The 14,256-nt window shown below is 37.1% G+C and carries 15 protein-coding genes and 1 pseudogene; 10 read left to right on the plus strand and 6 right to left on the minus strand.

Translation table 11 applies throughout. The features are described from left to right. Positions 1 to 387: 387 nt before the first annotated feature. Entirely contained in the window at positions 388 to 1,614 is a 1,227-nt protein-coding gene (locus A2J09_RS04170) for a ferredoxin reductase family protein (RefSeq protein WP_036161258.1), read from the minus strand. A 161-nt stretch (positions 1,615 to 1,775) separates the two neighbouring features. On the opposite strand from A2J09_RS04170, the gene A2J09_RS04175 reads away from it, so the two are divergent. Next, complete coding sequence (locus A2J09_RS04175; RefSeq protein WP_012293821.1) at positions 1,776 to 2,264, plus strand: metal-dependent hydrolase; 489 nt, start codon at positions 1,776 to 1,778, stop codon at positions 2,262 to 2,264. 303 nt (positions 2,265 to 2,567) lie between these two features. On the opposite strand, the gene A2J09_RS04180 is transcribed toward A2J09_RS04175, so the two are convergent. Then, positions 2,568 to 3,389 carry a squalene/phytoene synthase family protein gene (locus tag A2J09_RS04180; protein ID WP_080695181.1) on the minus strand — a complete coding sequence of 274 codons (822 nt, stop codon included), beginning with the start codon at positions 3,387 to 3,389 and terminating at the stop codon, positions 2,568 to 2,570. A 228-nt stretch (positions 3,390 to 3,617) separates the two neighbouring features. Between A2J09_RS04180 and A2J09_RS04185 the strand changes: the two genes are divergently transcribed. The 5 genes from A2J09_RS04185 to A2J09_RS04200 all read left to right on the plus strand — a co-directional run bounded on the left by A2J09_RS04185 (position 3,618) and on the right by A2J09_RS04200 (position 6,521). Beyond that, positions 3,618 to 4,352 (plus strand): SDR family NAD(P)-dependent oxidoreductase, encoded by a 735-nt coding sequence (locus A2J09_RS04185; protein WP_012293824.1) that lies wholly within the window; start codon positions 3,618 to 3,620, stop codon positions 4,350 to 4,352. Positions 4,353 to 4,769: 417 nt separating this feature from the next. Beyond that, positions 4,770 to 5,606, plus strand: coding sequence for a type II pantothenate kinase (coaW, locus tag A2J09_RS04190; RefSeq protein WP_012293825.1), 837 nt, complete (start codon positions 4,770 to 4,772; stop codon positions 5,604 to 5,606). 128 nt (positions 5,607 to 5,734) lie between these two features. Further along, positions 5,735 to 5,959, plus strand: coding sequence for a hypothetical protein (locus tag A2J09_RS04195; RefSeq protein ID WP_031419509.1), 225 nt, complete (start codon positions 5,735 to 5,737; stop codon positions 5,957 to 5,959). A gap of 22 nt (positions 5,960 to 5,981) precedes the next feature. Continuing rightward, the gene (locus tag A2J09_RS24390; protein ID WP_004269370.1) at positions 5,982 to 6,113 is read left to right on the plus strand and encodes a hypothetical protein; all 132 of its coding nucleotides are present in this window, start codon (positions 5,982 to 5,984) and stop codon (positions 6,111 to 6,113) included. Positions 6,114 to 6,200: 87 nt separating this feature from the next. Next, entirely contained in the window at positions 6,201 to 6,521 is a 321-nt protein-coding gene (locus tag A2J09_RS04200; protein ID WP_031419511.1) for a DUF3889 domain-containing protein, read from the plus strand. A gap of 35 nt (positions 6,522 to 6,556) precedes the next feature. Here the strand turns inward: A2J09_RS04200 and A2J09_RS04205 are convergent, their stop codons facing one another. Then, a complete protein-coding gene (locus A2J09_RS04205) occupies positions 6,557 to 7,111 on the minus strand; it encodes a DJ-1/PfpI family protein (RefSeq protein ID WP_012293827.1) in 555 nt (184 codons plus the stop codon). A gap of 163 nt (positions 7,112 to 7,274) precedes the next feature. Between A2J09_RS04205 and A2J09_RS04210 the strand changes: the two genes are divergently transcribed. After that, positions 7,275 to 7,673: a MarR family winged helix-turn-helix transcriptional regulator gene (locus A2J09_RS04210; protein ID WP_012293828.1), complete on the plus strand. Its 399-nt coding sequence runs from the start codon at positions 7,275 to 7,277 to the stop codon at positions 7,671 to 7,673. Between the two features lie 5 nt (positions 7,674 to 7,678). Further along, positions 7,679 to 8,869 carry an MFS transporter gene (locus A2J09_RS04215; RefSeq protein ID WP_206701071.1) on the plus strand — a complete coding sequence of 397 codons (1,191 nt, stop codon included), beginning with the start codon at positions 7,679 to 7,681 and terminating at the stop codon, positions 8,867 to 8,869. A gap of 126 nt (positions 8,870 to 8,995) precedes the next feature. Here the strand turns inward: A2J09_RS04215 and A2J09_RS04220 are convergent. Together A2J09_RS04220 and A2J09_RS04225 are read right to left on the minus strand one after the other, a co-directional pair. Continuing rightward, positions 8,996 to 9,724, minus strand: a pseudogene (locus A2J09_RS04220) (MerR family transcriptional regulator); the annotation flags it as partial. 76 nt (positions 9,725 to 9,800) lie between these two features. Then, complete coding sequence (locus A2J09_RS04225) at positions 9,801 to 10,811, minus strand: alpha/beta fold hydrolase (protein ID WP_012293832.1); 1,011 nt, start codon at positions 10,809 to 10,811, stop codon at positions 9,801 to 9,803. A gap of 139 nt (positions 10,812 to 10,950) precedes the next feature. Between A2J09_RS04225 and A2J09_RS04230 the strand changes: the two genes are divergently transcribed. Next, entirely contained in the window at positions 10,951 to 11,832 is an 882-nt protein-coding gene (locus A2J09_RS04230) for a LysR family transcriptional regulator (protein WP_031419520.1), read from the plus strand. Between the two features lie 357 nt (positions 11,833 to 12,189). Further along, positions 12,190 to 12,579 carry a hypothetical protein gene (locus A2J09_RS04235; protein WP_012293835.1) on the plus strand — a complete coding sequence of 130 codons (390 nt, stop codon included), beginning with the start codon at positions 12,190 to 12,192 and terminating at the stop codon, positions 12,577 to 12,579. Positions 12,580 to 13,694: 1,115 nt separating this feature from the next. Here the strand turns inward: A2J09_RS04235 and A2J09_RS04240 are convergent. Further along, positions 13,695 to 14,255 carry a hypothetical protein gene (locus tag A2J09_RS04240; protein ID WP_036161260.1) on the minus strand — a complete coding sequence of 187 codons (561 nt, stop codon included), beginning with the start codon at positions 14,253 to 14,255 and terminating at the stop codon, positions 13,695 to 13,697. Position 14,256 lies beyond the last annotated feature (1 nt).

The following is a 14,256-nucleotide window of genomic DNA, read 5'->3' on the forward strand; positions in this document are numbered from 1 at the left end:
CTTCATTATAAGTTGCGTGTTTACTATACGATAAATGAACTCAAATTCCAAGTAAATTGCTCGAATTAGAGAGTCTTGAATGAAGGATTTCTGATGAGAGGATGATTGCCTGAATGTCATGACGCACCAAACTCGAAATTTGCAAGGAGAAACAACTGAATTTTTTCATGCTTTAGATAGAATTTATCTTTTAGAAAAAATGTAGAGGAGTGCTTTATGGAGAAGTTGATTGAACGGAGTGGGTGTTTTCTGTGCGAAGCAAAGCAGTTCCTCAATCTCCTATAGTGGAAAACAGCGTCCTTTCTTCATTAAATGGTTAAAAGAAAAAAGACTATAGTTCCACTCAAATGTTTTTGAGGTTGTCTATAGTCCGAAGGGTAACACTTGCTATCTTAGTTTAAATGCTTCCCATTCTATATGGCTAGTAGGCGCGGACGATTTGAAGTGCTTTATCATTTTTTCGGGTCCACATAGATAAATACTTGTATGAGCTGGTATGGTCATCCGGTCAAAGGAAAGCCTGTCCTGCTCTGTTGTATCAATAAAGGTGACCGTAAATTTATCATTGGATTGCGCATAGTTCAGTAAAAAATCTTTATATACCATATTATCCACACCATGAAAGGAATAATATAAATCAATTTTCTTAGTAGGTTTTGTTTGTAAATAGGCTATGAACGGCGTAATGCCAATGCCACCAGCAACCCAAAGTTGTTGATTGGCTCCTTTGGCAAAGTCAAAATGGCCAAAAGGACCATCTATGGCAACAGGGGTGTTCAATTGTATTTGTTTGTAGACCTGCTTTGTAAAATCGCCGACTGCTTTGATCGTCACTCTAATTTTTTCTCCATCCCCACCAGAAATAGTGAAAGGATGGGGTGCTTTTTCAATGCCTTCCTGAAAGATTTTTAGAAAGATAAATTGTCCAGGTCGGTAATGAAGCTTTTTCGTAAGGGTCAGTTCTAATTCGATGACATGGATATTTAGTTTTTGAATGTTGGAAATAGAACCGTTATACCGGAAAAACATATCTTGATACATTGTCATCATATACAGGGCAGACATAAAACCAATAGTTGTTGTAAGAGCAGTGAAAATACCCAATGCTGAGGGCTGTAATAAATCATATTCGCTCGAAAAATAAGTATGGTAAATACCCAATGTATAAGGAAGAAGCAAAAAGCGGTGTAACCAGCGCCAATGCTCATATTTTAAAAATTTTGCTAGGAATGCAAGGGCGATTAGGATGATAAATCCATATTGCCCGAGCTCTCCAAGCTCTTTCGCCCATTCACGAAAAGATGTTTGCGGGAGTTCTTGATCAGGAACCATCTTTTGCAATTGCCCATGGATCATGATAGAACCAAGTGAAAACATGGCCAATACTTTATGATAAAAATTTAAGCGCCCTAGCCCATTAAACCAACGCTCTAGTAGTTTCATTCTTGTTGAGAAAAGAAACACAAGGAAGAGTCCTGTAATCGCTAAGCCTCCAATAATATGAGCAAGCTTGTTCAGTGGATGAATGGGGGCCAGGGGGATAGCAAAATACCAAAGGCACGCACTACTGCCCATTACCAATATAATAAAAAGTAGTCCTCTATAAGCTTTCATAAATAACCTCCATCCCTATTTTTAACCATATACTTTATGGCTATACAATTATTGGATGAAAATATTTCAGATCGTACGTTCGGAATGTATGTTCCCTTTTGGGCGTATTTATGTTACATTAAGATGGTTCGCAAAATGCGTAAGAAGGGTGGAAGTACTTTATGCAAGGGAATACCCATATGGTTGGGGGCATTACAGCAAGTCTAGCCTTTGCACAAATTTCAAATGATAATCCGCTTGTTTTGGTAGGGGCAGGCGTTATCGGTGCATTACTTCCAGATATTTGCCATGGTGGTAGCAAAATCGGAAGGAAGCTTCCTATCATTTCAAAAATAGTTAATTCGCTGTTTGGGCATCGTTCCTTTACACATAGTTTGCTGTTTTTATTTTTGATTGGGATGCTACTACATACATTTATACCTTATAAGTCCGTTACAATAGGTATTTTATTAGGGATGGCAAGCCATGTTTTATTAGATATGGGGACCAAAAAGGGTGTAAAGCTATTTTTCCCAGTCTCCATTTCGGTGCGTCTACCGCTTACTACAAAAACAGGTAGTAAAGTGGAAAAAATAGTGTTTACATTGTTAACAATGCTGTCAGTCTTTTTTAGCTATGAAATCATTGTGCAGCTTCTTGCTACAAATTAAGGAAAGAAACCCACTAAAGTGTAAGACCCCCCGGTAGGTAGCAGTTTATTTAAGGGGAGTAATGTTTGTAAGCTTTGTTTGAGTTGAAGCTTTGTGCAAGCAGAAAGTATGCGTACCAATGGGAGATTGTCCGTAATTTTTATGGAGCTTTAAAAAATATCTGAAACTAGCGATTGACCTTTGCGTAACGCAAACCTTTATAAAGTGCTGCTCAAAAAGGAACCCCTGAACGAGAAAATTCTCATGCAGGGGTTTTATTGGTATTACATATTAATGGGTCATTCTAGAAATGAGAGCCGCCCATCAGTCTGCCTGTACCTCTTCAACGGTTTGCTCAACCTCTGTACGTGTTATTTTTTCACGACCGTCTTGCATGGCTTTTAATGTTTTATGCGCTAATGCAAGTGGTAATCGACAGAATAATAATACTGTGCGTTTATTAATATCTTTCATATAAAGATCAGCTTTCGCGAGATTTTCCTCTGCATAAGTAAATAAATCCTCGCGTGTCCAGCCGTCAGGAACGAAACTTACGCCACGCTCATCCATATCCTCATGCTGATTGCGTAAAATATTGACAGCCTGGAGACCTCGACCATAGCCAATTGCTAAATCGCGATCTGTTTGAATGTCTGCACCCCACGCCCAAAGCTCAGACAGCATTGTCCCAACAAGCCCTGCTACGTAGTATGTATAATCATCTAAATCCTCGCGTGTATGCACCTGCCAATTAGCTTTAGCCCACTTCGCCATACCAAAGGCCATTTCACTTGTAGAAGCTTGGACAATTTTTCGAGATTCCTCAGGGCAGAATGCTAGCCAATCTGCTAAGCGAAGGGTTACCTCAGGTAACTGTGCCGCATAAGGCGCTACCAATTCTTGATATGCCTCATTATTAAATGTGTCCTTTAAAAGGTCACTAGTTGCCGATAATAAATCAAACTTTACATCATTGGAAAGCTGTTCATGATCCTCTATTTCATCGATGGCACGCATCGCTAAATAGGCAGCTGCTACCGATACCTTTAAATCATTTTTTAAGAAAGTGATGGGTATATAAAAAGTGCGACTTGTATCTTTTAAAACCTGCATCGCTTCTTTATAAAGTCTTTTTTGATCTTTCACTTGTATTCCTCCGTTCAAATGGTTCCACATCTATAGTATATCGTATCGTAAAAATGGGGAAAGATAAAACAGATTGTTCATGAATATGGAGATATTCTTTGAAAACGGTTACTAAAAATGATATAGTTTAATAGTAAACTATTTAAACCTATACTTTTATTGTGGTCTAAAAGGGACGGTTTATACTAGTACGACAGACAAATTTCAAGTGAGAGGAAGTATAAAGTAATGGGACGTTTAAATAATAAAATTACAATGATTACAGGTGGAGCATCTGGAATGGGGGCAGCGATGGCAAAGTTGTTTGCACAAGAAGGTGCGACAGTCATTGCAGCAGATATTAACGAGGAGAACCTAGCGAAAATCTCAGAGCTCGAAAATGTAGAGGGCATGAAATTAGATGTTTCTTCTGACGAAAACTGGGCAGAAGTGACAAAAGCGATTGTCGAAAAATATGGTCGTATCGATATTTTAATTAACAATGCTGGTATTTCTTCAGAAAAAGGTCCAGATCAAATTACACAAGCGGACTGGTCCATCATGCACAATATCAATGCTTTTGGTCCATTCCTTGGCATTAAACATGCGTCTAAATATATGAAGGAAGCAGGGAAGGGCTCAATCGTAAATACATCATCTTACACAGCCATTATTGGTGCAGGATTCAATGCATATACAGCATCTAAAGGCTCTTTACGTGCGATCGCTCGTGCAGCGGCTTCCGAGCTTGGTGCTTTCAATGTTCGTGTCAATACCGTATTCCCAGGTGTTATTGAAACACCGATGACAGCAAAATTATCGGAAGCAAAAGAAGCTATGGATATGTTAGTAAAAACTACGCCAATGGGTCGTCTTGGTCAACCAGAAGAAGTAGCGAATGCAATCTTATTTTTAGCATCCGATGAAGCTTCTTATATTACAGGTGCTGAGTTAGTTATTGATGGTGGTTATTCAGCACGTTAATTAATTGCATCGTAAAAGAAAGTGGAAATGCCTGTTTGCAAGCAGTGCATTTTCACTTTTTTTGTTTTTTTAGTAGAATGATGTTAAAGTATTATAATTCGTCAAGATTCACTTGTAGATGAGAAATAAATTGATATTTTTCGTGATTTTTTTATGAATGTTTATGAAGTTATTGCACAATTATTTCAACAGCGTTAAAGTTTAGAAAGGGCGAAAATGTCATTACAAGATTTGGGGGACTGGACGAGGCGTTATCGTTTCGGACAATGACTAGTTAGTCAGGATTTTGGCACACCAAAACTCCTTGCAAAATCCTTGACACCAATGAAGGCATGGAACTTATTTAGTTGCCTGACTACTAGCGTAATGATCATTCGTAATAGATGAGGTTACGTAATAAACACAAAGGAGAATTGTATGCCAAAGGCTATAGGTATTGATGCAGGTGGCACATTGACAAAGGTTGCTTATTTAGATGAAGACAATGAACTTATTCTAACAACCTTCCCGTCAAATGATTTGCTATCTGTGAAAAATTGGATTATTGATCATCCAGATATTGAGGATATTGGTGTTACGGGGGGACGTACAGAACAATTACTTGATGTCATTAAAACAATGAAATCGATTCATTATATAGTAGAATTTGAAGCTACATTAAAAGGTGTTCGTTTTTTGTTAAATAAGGAAGGCTACTTGTTTGAACGTAGTATGATTACTAATATCGGAACGGGTACTTCTATACATTATATGGAAGATAATACACATATACGTGTTGGTGGGACAGGCGTTGGTGGCGGAACATTAATAGGATTGTCAGCGCTTACAACAGGCATTACAGATTATAATGAAATTCGTGAAATGGCTGCTAATGGTCATCGAGAAGGTATAGATTTATTAGTCAAAGACATTTATCAAGGAATGGATACACCCATTGATGGGCATTTAACTGCGAGTAATTTTGGTAAAGTGGGCATTACACAATCCATGAAGCATCCTGCTGAGGATATTATTGCAACTGTACAGGGACTTGTTGGTGAAGTGATTACAACATTAAGTATTCAATATGCTGAGGAAAAAAATACACAGCATATCGTTTATATTGGATCGACTCTCAGCAATAATGAACATCTTGCCCGCGTAATTGCCAATTATACACGCACGAAAAAGCATACACCTGTCTTTATTAATGATCATGGCTTTTCTGGAGCTGTGGGAGCATTGTTAAATATAACGGAATATACCATTGTCTAGAGACAGATTAGAATGAACATGACTAACTTGGGTTAGGGATGTTCATTTTTTTTTTACAAAAATGCCCGAAAAAAATACCTCATATAAACGCGAGTACCTGAGCAAATTATATGTAGGAGGTGATATCTGTGGGCAATCGAAATAATAAAAACAGCAAAAAAACCATGAATGCCAGAACGCATAATCCTTTTGGCACCTACAAAAGCAAAGACCTCGATAGAAGTAATAGTAATAATAACAACCCGAATGACAACTTGAATGAGGAGTTCGCGGCAGAGTTTGATGCGAAGGCCAAAAATAAAAACAATAAAACCAATCATGATAAAAATCAACAATCCAATAAAAAGAACTAATTATTTTTTGGAGGTGTAAGCAATGGCGAAGAAAAGGAAAACAAGCTTTAAAAAGAAAAAGAAAGAGGATACACATAAAAAGAATGATCGAGAAGAATACTCAGCTGAGTTTAACCAAGTCATTCATAATAATCCTCAACAGCCCAAACAATAAACAACGCTGCTCCATTAGTAATTACTTTTGGAGCTCTTATTTTTTACTTCGTTCATCATTTTATACCGTTAATTAGGAGGGTTTTCTGTGAAAAATGTGTATGTAATGCTTGGACTTCTGTTTGCCGTGCCATTACATATTCCAGAGATAGTTTTGGCACAGCAAGAAACACCTGCCTATGCGAAGTGGGGAAAGCTAGCGGTAGAAGAAGTGAAGGGGAAGTATCCCCATGCAAAGATTGTGGACTATTTACATGAGGGAAAGGAAGTACATGGAGCGTCAACCATTGAAAAATTTAAGCTTTGGCTGAAGCAACCTGACAAAGAATTTGGAGTTCATGTACGAATTAGCTACCTTACATCGACGCAAGAAGTAGAGAAAATTGAATTACAGGAAAGCCAGTCATAAAAAAGAGGATGCCTATGCTTAGGCATCCTTAATGCTCATCCCTCTAGTTTTTTAATAAATTCATGCATTAGCCCTGGTAAATCTGGCCAAGCATGACCGCTTACTAAGTTACCATCTGTGTGAAGATTGGCATCTATATAGGTGGCCCCAGCTACTTGAACTTCTGGTTTGCAAGCAATGTAGGCTGTAAGTTCGCGTCCTTTTAGTACTTCGGGGATGGTTGCGAATATTTGTGCTGCATGACAAACAGCGGCAATCGGTTTATTGGTTTCAAAAAAATGACTCACAATGGTCGGTACATATTCATTTAAACGGATATATTCTGGCGCCCTTCCCCCTGGAATCATTAAACCATCAAATTGTGATGGATCAATATCTGCAAAAGAAGCATGTGCCTCTAAGCCATAGGCAGGACGCTCAATATATGTGTCGACGCCCTCTACAAAATCATGTAATACTGTCTGTAATTTCTTTGCGGATGGTGCTGCGATTGTGACATCAAAACCTGCCTCAAGACAACGATAATAAGGATAAAAAATTTCTAAAGCTTCTACTGCATCTCCTGCAAGTATTAAAACCCTTTTCCCCATGATTCCATCTCCTTTTCCTTGTGATCTCCTTGCTTAATTCGACATATGCAAAAAATTCCCTGCAAAGATAGAATGACCTTTGCCAAATTAGTTGCTTTACAAAGGAAAAAATGAAGCGTATAGTTTATTTAGCTAGGTAAATAATTTTTAGGAGGAAGACCATATGAATCCGATATTCCATGCTTTATTTCAAAAAAGTCGGTACTTAACGAACTGCTTAAATGAAGTGTTGAAGCAGCATCAATTATATAGCTCCCAATGGACCATTTTATATTGCTTACATAAAAACGGGCCTATGACCTTAACGCAAATATGGAAATATTTAAATGTAGAGGCACCAAGCATTACAAGAGCTATCACACGATTAGAGACATTGGGCTGGGTCGAACGATTAGACGGGGAAGATAAGCGTGAAAAAATTGTAACCTTAACTGCACAAGCCAATGACCGCTTACCAGCCATTACAGAAACAATTTTAGCTTTTGAGGAAGAAATGGTAGGATCACTTACTGCTGAGGAGCAGCAGCAGTTTATGATATTACTGGAAAAAATGAAAGGTTGATTAACTTGCAGCAAGGGAAGAATACACAAATATGGACAAAGCGATTTATTAGTCTCTTTTTAACAAATATATCTGTCTTTTTTGTTTTTTATGGGCTAGTAACGACTTTGCCGCTTTATGCCATCGGTGAACTACACCAAACAGATAAGGAAGCCGGCTTGTTATTGTCAGGTTTTTTACTATCAGCGATAATTGTACGTCCGTTTTCAGGGAAATTATTAGATGTGTTTGGGAAGAAAAAATTGCTAGTGCTATCCATAGCCGGCTATTTTGCTTGTACTGTCTTATATTTATTTATTCATCCATTTGGACTTTTACTGGGTCTTCGTTTTATTCAGGGGATCTTCTTTAGTATCATTACAACAGCCGCAGGATCATTAGCTGCAGATATTGTACCAGCCAAGCGAAAAGGGGCAGGTTTAGGTTATTTCACGATGTCTACAAATCTAGCGGTTGTCATTGGGCCATTTATTGGTCTATTATTAATTCAATATAGCACTTTTAACGTGTTATTTATTGTCATGAGTTTTTGTATACTAGCTGGAGGCATTTTAGCATTAACGGTTCATACTGACGATTTACCGCAGCCAGCACATAAAGGGAAATTAACGTTCACCTTCCATGATTTATTTGAGCGAAAGGCATTGCCCGTTGCAGCAATTGCTAGTTTAGTAGCTTTTTCGTATGCTAGTGTTTTATCATTTTTATCGGTCTATGCACAGCAAAAAGGTTTAATGGCGGTTGCCAGTCTTTTTTATGCCGTGTTTGCAGCAGCTATGTTAATTACACGTCCATATACAGGAAAACTTTATGATACAAAGGGGCCTCAATTTGTTATTATTCCAGGTATTATCTCTTTTGCTATCGGACTTATCATGCTAGCCTTCGTTGAAGGACCCATGTTATTTTTAAGTGCAGCTATTTTTGTAGGCTTTGGCTACGGAGCAGTGACAACGAGCTTACAAGCATTAGCGGTTCAATCAACAGCCATCCAACGAAGCGGCTACGCAACAGCAACCTATTTCACGATGTTTGACCTTGGGATTGCTCTAGGCTCTTATATTTTAGGAATGGTGGCCGTACAGGCAGGATATGCTTCTGTCTACTTATCAGGGGCCGGTTTACTAGGAGTGGTCTTTATTATTTATCTCCTACGTCTTGCCAAGATGAAGCCGAAAAAAGTAGTGAATATATAGTAAAACAGTTGGGATGACCCCAACTGTTTTTTACTTTTATATGCGGCCATAGCCAACGAAATATTTTTACCAATAGGTGTTCTTAATATTAGCAATAGAAACGCCTTCATTACTAGCATTAATCAGTTCCTTAATCTGATAGTTATTTTTTACAATCCATTTTGCTAAATCTACACAGGCTGTACTAGCAAAATTAGCATCCGAGCGAAACGTCATGGTGGCCATCATCGGCTCAGGTGGAAGAGTTCGTAATTGAAATGTATCTGGAAACAATGGAAGCTCCTAGCTTAAAAAATAACCGACTTCAAATTCGAATTCATCTTCTTTATCCTCTATTTCTTTCCATAAAACGACCTGAGGACTTTGAGCCAATTGGCGAATTTCTTTTGATAATATTCGATTAAATGTACGAAATAGGTCTGGAATGTCTTCTTCTTTCCCATGCGCCTTCAAAGAAAGGAACTGCTGGGCATTTTCAGCTTTGATTCTGATTTCTTGTATGGTTTCCACTTGCCCCTCACTTTCTAAAAGCTGCATACGTTCCTCAATTCGAGCAAGCTTGGCTTGTTCCATATCGATAATGCCTTGAATTTCATTTTTTTTCAGCTTAAACATTCCTTGAATATCCTTTATTGTAATATCTTCATGGAGTAAATGAATGATTTGTGGCAAAGTGAATCCTAATTCCTTATAAATAAAAATTCGGTTGATTTCAAGGAGCTGGTCTGCCGAATAGTAACGATAGCCAGTTTCGTGATCCACCTTTCTTGGCTTTAATAGGCCGATTTGATCATAGTAGCGCAATGTTTTTAAGGATACTTTGCTTAGCCTAGAAAACACACTAATTTTAAACAAAATATCACCTCCAATCTCTATCATAATGGAAGTATATAGTTTCCCGTGCAGGGGAAAGTCAAGAGTAAAGTGGTTTTTATTCAAGCAGGAGCATTTTCAGGTTTTTATCAATAAATTCAGAATCTGGCTCATGCTGTCCAATCCCTGCACAATGTCCCCACTTCGATTCAATAGGGAGGAAGCGCGCATTTGGCATATGTAGTGCATCATAATTATTGTCCTCTGGAGGAAAGAAAAGATCAGTACTTCCTGGCATGACCAATGCACGAGCTGTAATCTTGCTTAATGCAAGCTCGAAATCACCATCATACGTCGAATTGGCACTAATATTTCCAGTAATGCCGGTACGTAGCATGGAGATTAAATCATTGGCGTCAAAGCTTAAAAACACTTGATCCCAGTAATCCACGAGGTATTCCTCCAGCGTTTCATAGCCTTCTTGCTGATAGAGCTGTTCTAAATAATAAGCCTGTGAGAATCCCCAAGCTGCATAGACGCGTCCCATGGCAGCCAATCCCTCTTTAGGTTGCTCGGTGTAAAAACCATTTTTCCAGTTAGAATCAGCTTGAAGGGCAGCAATCATTCCTTCAAATACAACCTTGGCATGGGGTCTAGTCATGGCAGTCCCTCCGAATGGAGCGATTCGTTCGACCATCTCAGGGTAACTTGCTCCCCATTGAAAGGTTTGTACAGCCCCTAACGACCAGCCAACTACGAGTGCTATTTTACTAATACCAAACTTTTGAGTAACCAATTGATGCTGTAGTCGCACATTATCATAAATTGAAATGAGTGGGAAATTTGCTTGATGATAGGGCGCTGGTGTATTGCTTGGAGAAGAGGATAATCCATTGCCAAGCATATTCGGTATGATGATAAAATACTTTTCTGGGTCCAGTGCCTTGCCAGTTCCGATTAACCATTCATTATCAGTATGCAAGCCTGCAAACCATGTAGGATAAACAATGGCATTATTCTTTTCCGCATTTAGTGTCCCGTATGTTTGATAGGCAAGAACAGCATTTGGCAGTATGTCACCTGATTGTAGCTGAATGTCTCCCAGTTCATAAAGTTTATAATCTTTCATGTGAAAAACTCCTTTTTGTCATTAAAGATGGGATAGATGGTCTTTCTTGTCATTACTCTACGAGAATGCTATTGTGAAGTCAAAGAAACGTTTTTGAATAAAACATTCATTTTTTTTGAATCATGGGGTGAACTATACAATGGAATTGCGTCAATTAAAGACCTTTTATACACTCGCTTCAACACTCAACTTTAGCCGCGCTGCAGAGGTGCAAAACTATGTTCCATCCACGGTTACGATGCAAATGAAGGCATTGGAAGAGGAACTAGGTGTAAAGCTGGTGGACAGATTAGGAAAAAAAGTAATCTTGACTGATGCGGGTAGACGTTTTCTAGATTATGTAGTCCGTATATTGAGTGAACTTGAAGAAGCGGAGCATGCGGTTAAGCAATCTGGCGAAATGACGGGGACGTTGGTCATTAGTGCAGATGAAACGTTGTGTACGTACCGCCTGCCTGCTATACTGCGTCTGTTTCGCTTACGATATCCAGGAATTCGGCTTATTTTTAAGCCGCTGTCACATGCGAACTTGAAACAAAGTTTGCGAGAAGGGGACGCGGACATTATTTTTATGCTAGATGAGGACAAGCACGAGATTGGGTTTTGCGGAGAAAAAATGCAGGATGAGTCCTTTTATATTTTGGTAGCGCCTGATCATCCATTAGCTTCACGTACTGAATTGGACATTGAAGATTTTAATGGGGAGACCTTTTTACTGACGGAGAAAGGGTGTTCCTATCGCACATTTTTTGAGCGAAGTCTTTCTCAAAAGGGCATGGGGGGAATTACGGAATTGGAATTTAACAGTGCGGAGGCGATTAAACAATGTGCGAAAATAGGGATGGGCATCGCCATCTTGCCTGAAATGGCTGTGACAGCAGAATTGAGTAGGGGGGAACTAGTCTCGTTGCCGTGGGATATGTCGGCCACATCGTTTGCCACCCAAATGTTTTGGCATGAAGAAAAGTGGATTTCGCCTGCCATCCAAGCTTTTTTAAACTTGGCACGAGACTTTGCTTGAAGTTTAATCACAATAAACAATTTAACAATGACTCTCTCAATTTTCACAATCAATATTTTCTTTATCAATACATTAGGTTATAAAGATAATCCGTTTACAATGATTGTAGGTGTTCAATCAAATAGTAAATATAGACCTGTATCAAGTGTAGAGTTTGGATTTAAACCTGAAAACAGCATTTAGAGAAATAGCTAATCAAATAGTAACCACCGTGGAACGAGATGTAATGTGGCTAGAACCAAGATTATTCTGTAAGATAAACAAACACAAGGTCTTTAAGATTCGTTTCATTTAAAGGGTTTAATTTAGAAGTTAATGAGCTTTAAAATACGAAATTAAGTAAAGGGTGGTATTTATGTGTTAAGAAAAATAATTATTATTTCATTTGCATTGATTTTTCTATGTGTGGGATGTTCTAATGATACAAAGAAAATTATTTTAGAGATGGCTGATGAAAATGGAGATTTTAAAGAAAGTTTAGAAATCCTAGATAAAGATCAAGTCTCAATAATAAATAAAATTCTTACTAAAGTTAAATGGAAAGAAAAAAGTAAAGAGTCATTTGGACTATTAAAGTTTAGAATGTCTTTTGATTTTATAGACCCTGATAAGGAGTTGAAGTCTTCTTATTATTTAATCTATGTCAATTCAAAAGAACAAGTAACTCTGGTAGAAAATGATATGAAATATACTAAATTATCAAAAGAAGAATCAAAAGAATTACTTGAAATACTAGCAAATAAATAACTTAAAGGACAAAGATAGTGAAATTAAAAATCAATACATTTTTAATGAATGAAGAACAAATGCTTTAATGAAAGAATATTGATTTTTCAAAACTAAATGTTCACAACTATTGAGAGAGTCTTAAATGACTCTCTTTTATGCAATAATATTTCCCATTAAATAAAACTAAAAGATAGATTATCTATTCAATAGCATGTTGTTCCTAAAGAGAGAAACTATAGCTTGATAAAGAAATGAAAGGAGAGCAGCAAAAGTTATCAAGACCTAAATTGAAAAAAAGTAGATAAAATAAAGAGCATAACATATTAGTCATATAAAATATGTTATGCTCTCGATTTTTAACTAAAATAACGGACCACTGTTTCACATTAAAGAATATTTTGTTGCTCTACTATCTGGTACCAATCAGTTTTAAGAAAGTCATTCATCATATACTAACCCTCTACTAAACCCACTAAACTGTATTACTTGCTTATCATCCGCCTTTTTAATGTCGTTAGGTAGAAATTTATGAGCTTTAAACACTCTTATACCTTCTTCGACTTGGAGATATGATACTTTTCCGACATCCAAGAGACTTTGTATTAGTTTTTCAATGTATAATATAAATGCAGCCTTTTCATCATATTGTAGATTTAAAATAAAGTTGTACCGTTTATAAAAAAGATGTATCGTTTAAAATAAAGTTCTACTGTTTTTAAAAAAGTTGCACCATTTTGTCTCTTTTGATGTAAGAATTCTAAGTGAGTTTTAATCAAACTTTTTTATAAAAAATAACTCCTTCACAAAATTAAATCCATCCATTGTGATTAATCTTTTTTCAAAATGGATGGGTTTCTTCTATTGTAAAATCAGCATTTGTAGCACGGTTTTAATTAAACTTTATTTTAAACCAGCACAAAATGGATTCTTCTTATTTACCGTAAAATACGGGTTTGTAAGGTGTTTTTAATTAAACTTTATTTCAAAGTAACAAAAAGCTTTTATAATCGCCAACAAAAAAAACGAACTATCCACCGAAAAGCTCGGAATAGTTCGGTTTTTCTATTTATCGTGTTTTGGTAATTTAGAGATTATTCGGCTTTATGAAGGAACCAATTAGTTATGTCCCAGCCTCACTTCTTTTTCTTACATTCAAATTTATATCCACCTGCTTTAGTTGCAGCTCCACCATCAGTGGTTCCTTTAGCTCCTGCTTTGTCCTTTGAATCAATTTCTGGATAACCACCGTTAGCGTAACACTTATCAATTAGGGTCATTTTTTCTTTATGAGAAAAGTAAAGGGCAGAAAAGATAATACCACCAGCAACAATAATTGCACCAACTACTATTGGAACAAACCAAACAATATTTGCGTGACCTAATTCTGTGTCGATTTTTATATCGTCCAAATTGTACCCGTTCTGTATCAAGATTTCATCAATTTCTTCATCGCTTAAATTTTTCAGATAATTTTTAACGTAATTTAATTCTTGATTCTCTAAATATGGATTTAAACTTAAAGCCTCTTCTTCAAATAAAACTATTTCGTGAGTTTTCACTGAATAGTAAGTAGAATTATTTATTGCATCATCTTTTGCTGCTACTTCATTTGCTTTAGAGATAGGAGAAGCGATTGCGCTAAATAATAGTGTCAATATTAGCAATGGTACTAGTTTAAACATTTTTTTGATCATA

The sequence above is a fragment of the Lysinibacillus sphaericus genome (genome assembly GCF_001629735.1).
GTDB lineage: Bacteria > Bacillota > Bacilli > Bacillales_A > Planococcaceae > Lysinibacillus > Lysinibacillus pinottii.

Bases quoted from the DNA above. Each gene is read 5' to 3' on its own strand.
- A2J09_RS04210 (WP_012293828.1), top strand. From the start codon at position 7,275: ATGAATCCGATATTCCATGCTTTATTTCAAAAAAGTCGGTACTTAACG.
- A2J09_RS04225 (WP_012293832.1), bottom strand. From the start codon at position 10,811: ATGAAAGATTATAAACTTTATGAACTGGGAGACATTCAGCTACAATCA.
- A2J09_RS04205 (WP_012293827.1), bottom strand. From the start codon at position 7,111: ATGGGGAAAAGGGTTTTAATACTTGCAGGAGATGCAGTAGAAGCTTTA.
- A2J09_RS24390 (WP_004269370.1), top strand. From the start codon at position 5,982: ATGGCGAAGAAAAGGAAAACAAGCTTTAAAAAGAAAAAGAAAGAGGAT.
- A2J09_RS04185 (WP_012293824.1), top strand. From the start codon at position 3,618: ATGGGACGTTTAAATAATAAAATTACAATGATTACAGGTGGAGCATCT.
- A2J09_RS04175 (WP_012293821.1), top strand. From the start codon at position 1,776: ATGCAAGGGAATACCCATATGGTTGGGGGCATTACAGCAAGTCTAGCC.
- A2J09_RS04170 (WP_036161258.1), bottom strand. From the start codon at position 1,614: ATGAAAGCTTATAGAGGACTACTTTTTATTATATTGGTAATGGGCAGT.
- A2J09_RS04230 (WP_031419520.1), top strand. From the start codon at position 10,951: ATGGAATTGCGTCAATTAAAGACCTTTTATACACTCGCTTCAACACTC.
- coaW (WP_012293825.1), top strand. From the start codon at position 4,770: ATGCCAAAGGCTATAGGTATTGATGCAGGTGGCACATTGACAAAGGTT.
- A2J09_RS04240 (WP_036161260.1), bottom strand. From the start codon at position 14,255: ATGATCAAAAAAATGTTTAAACTAGTACCATTGCTAATATTGACACTA.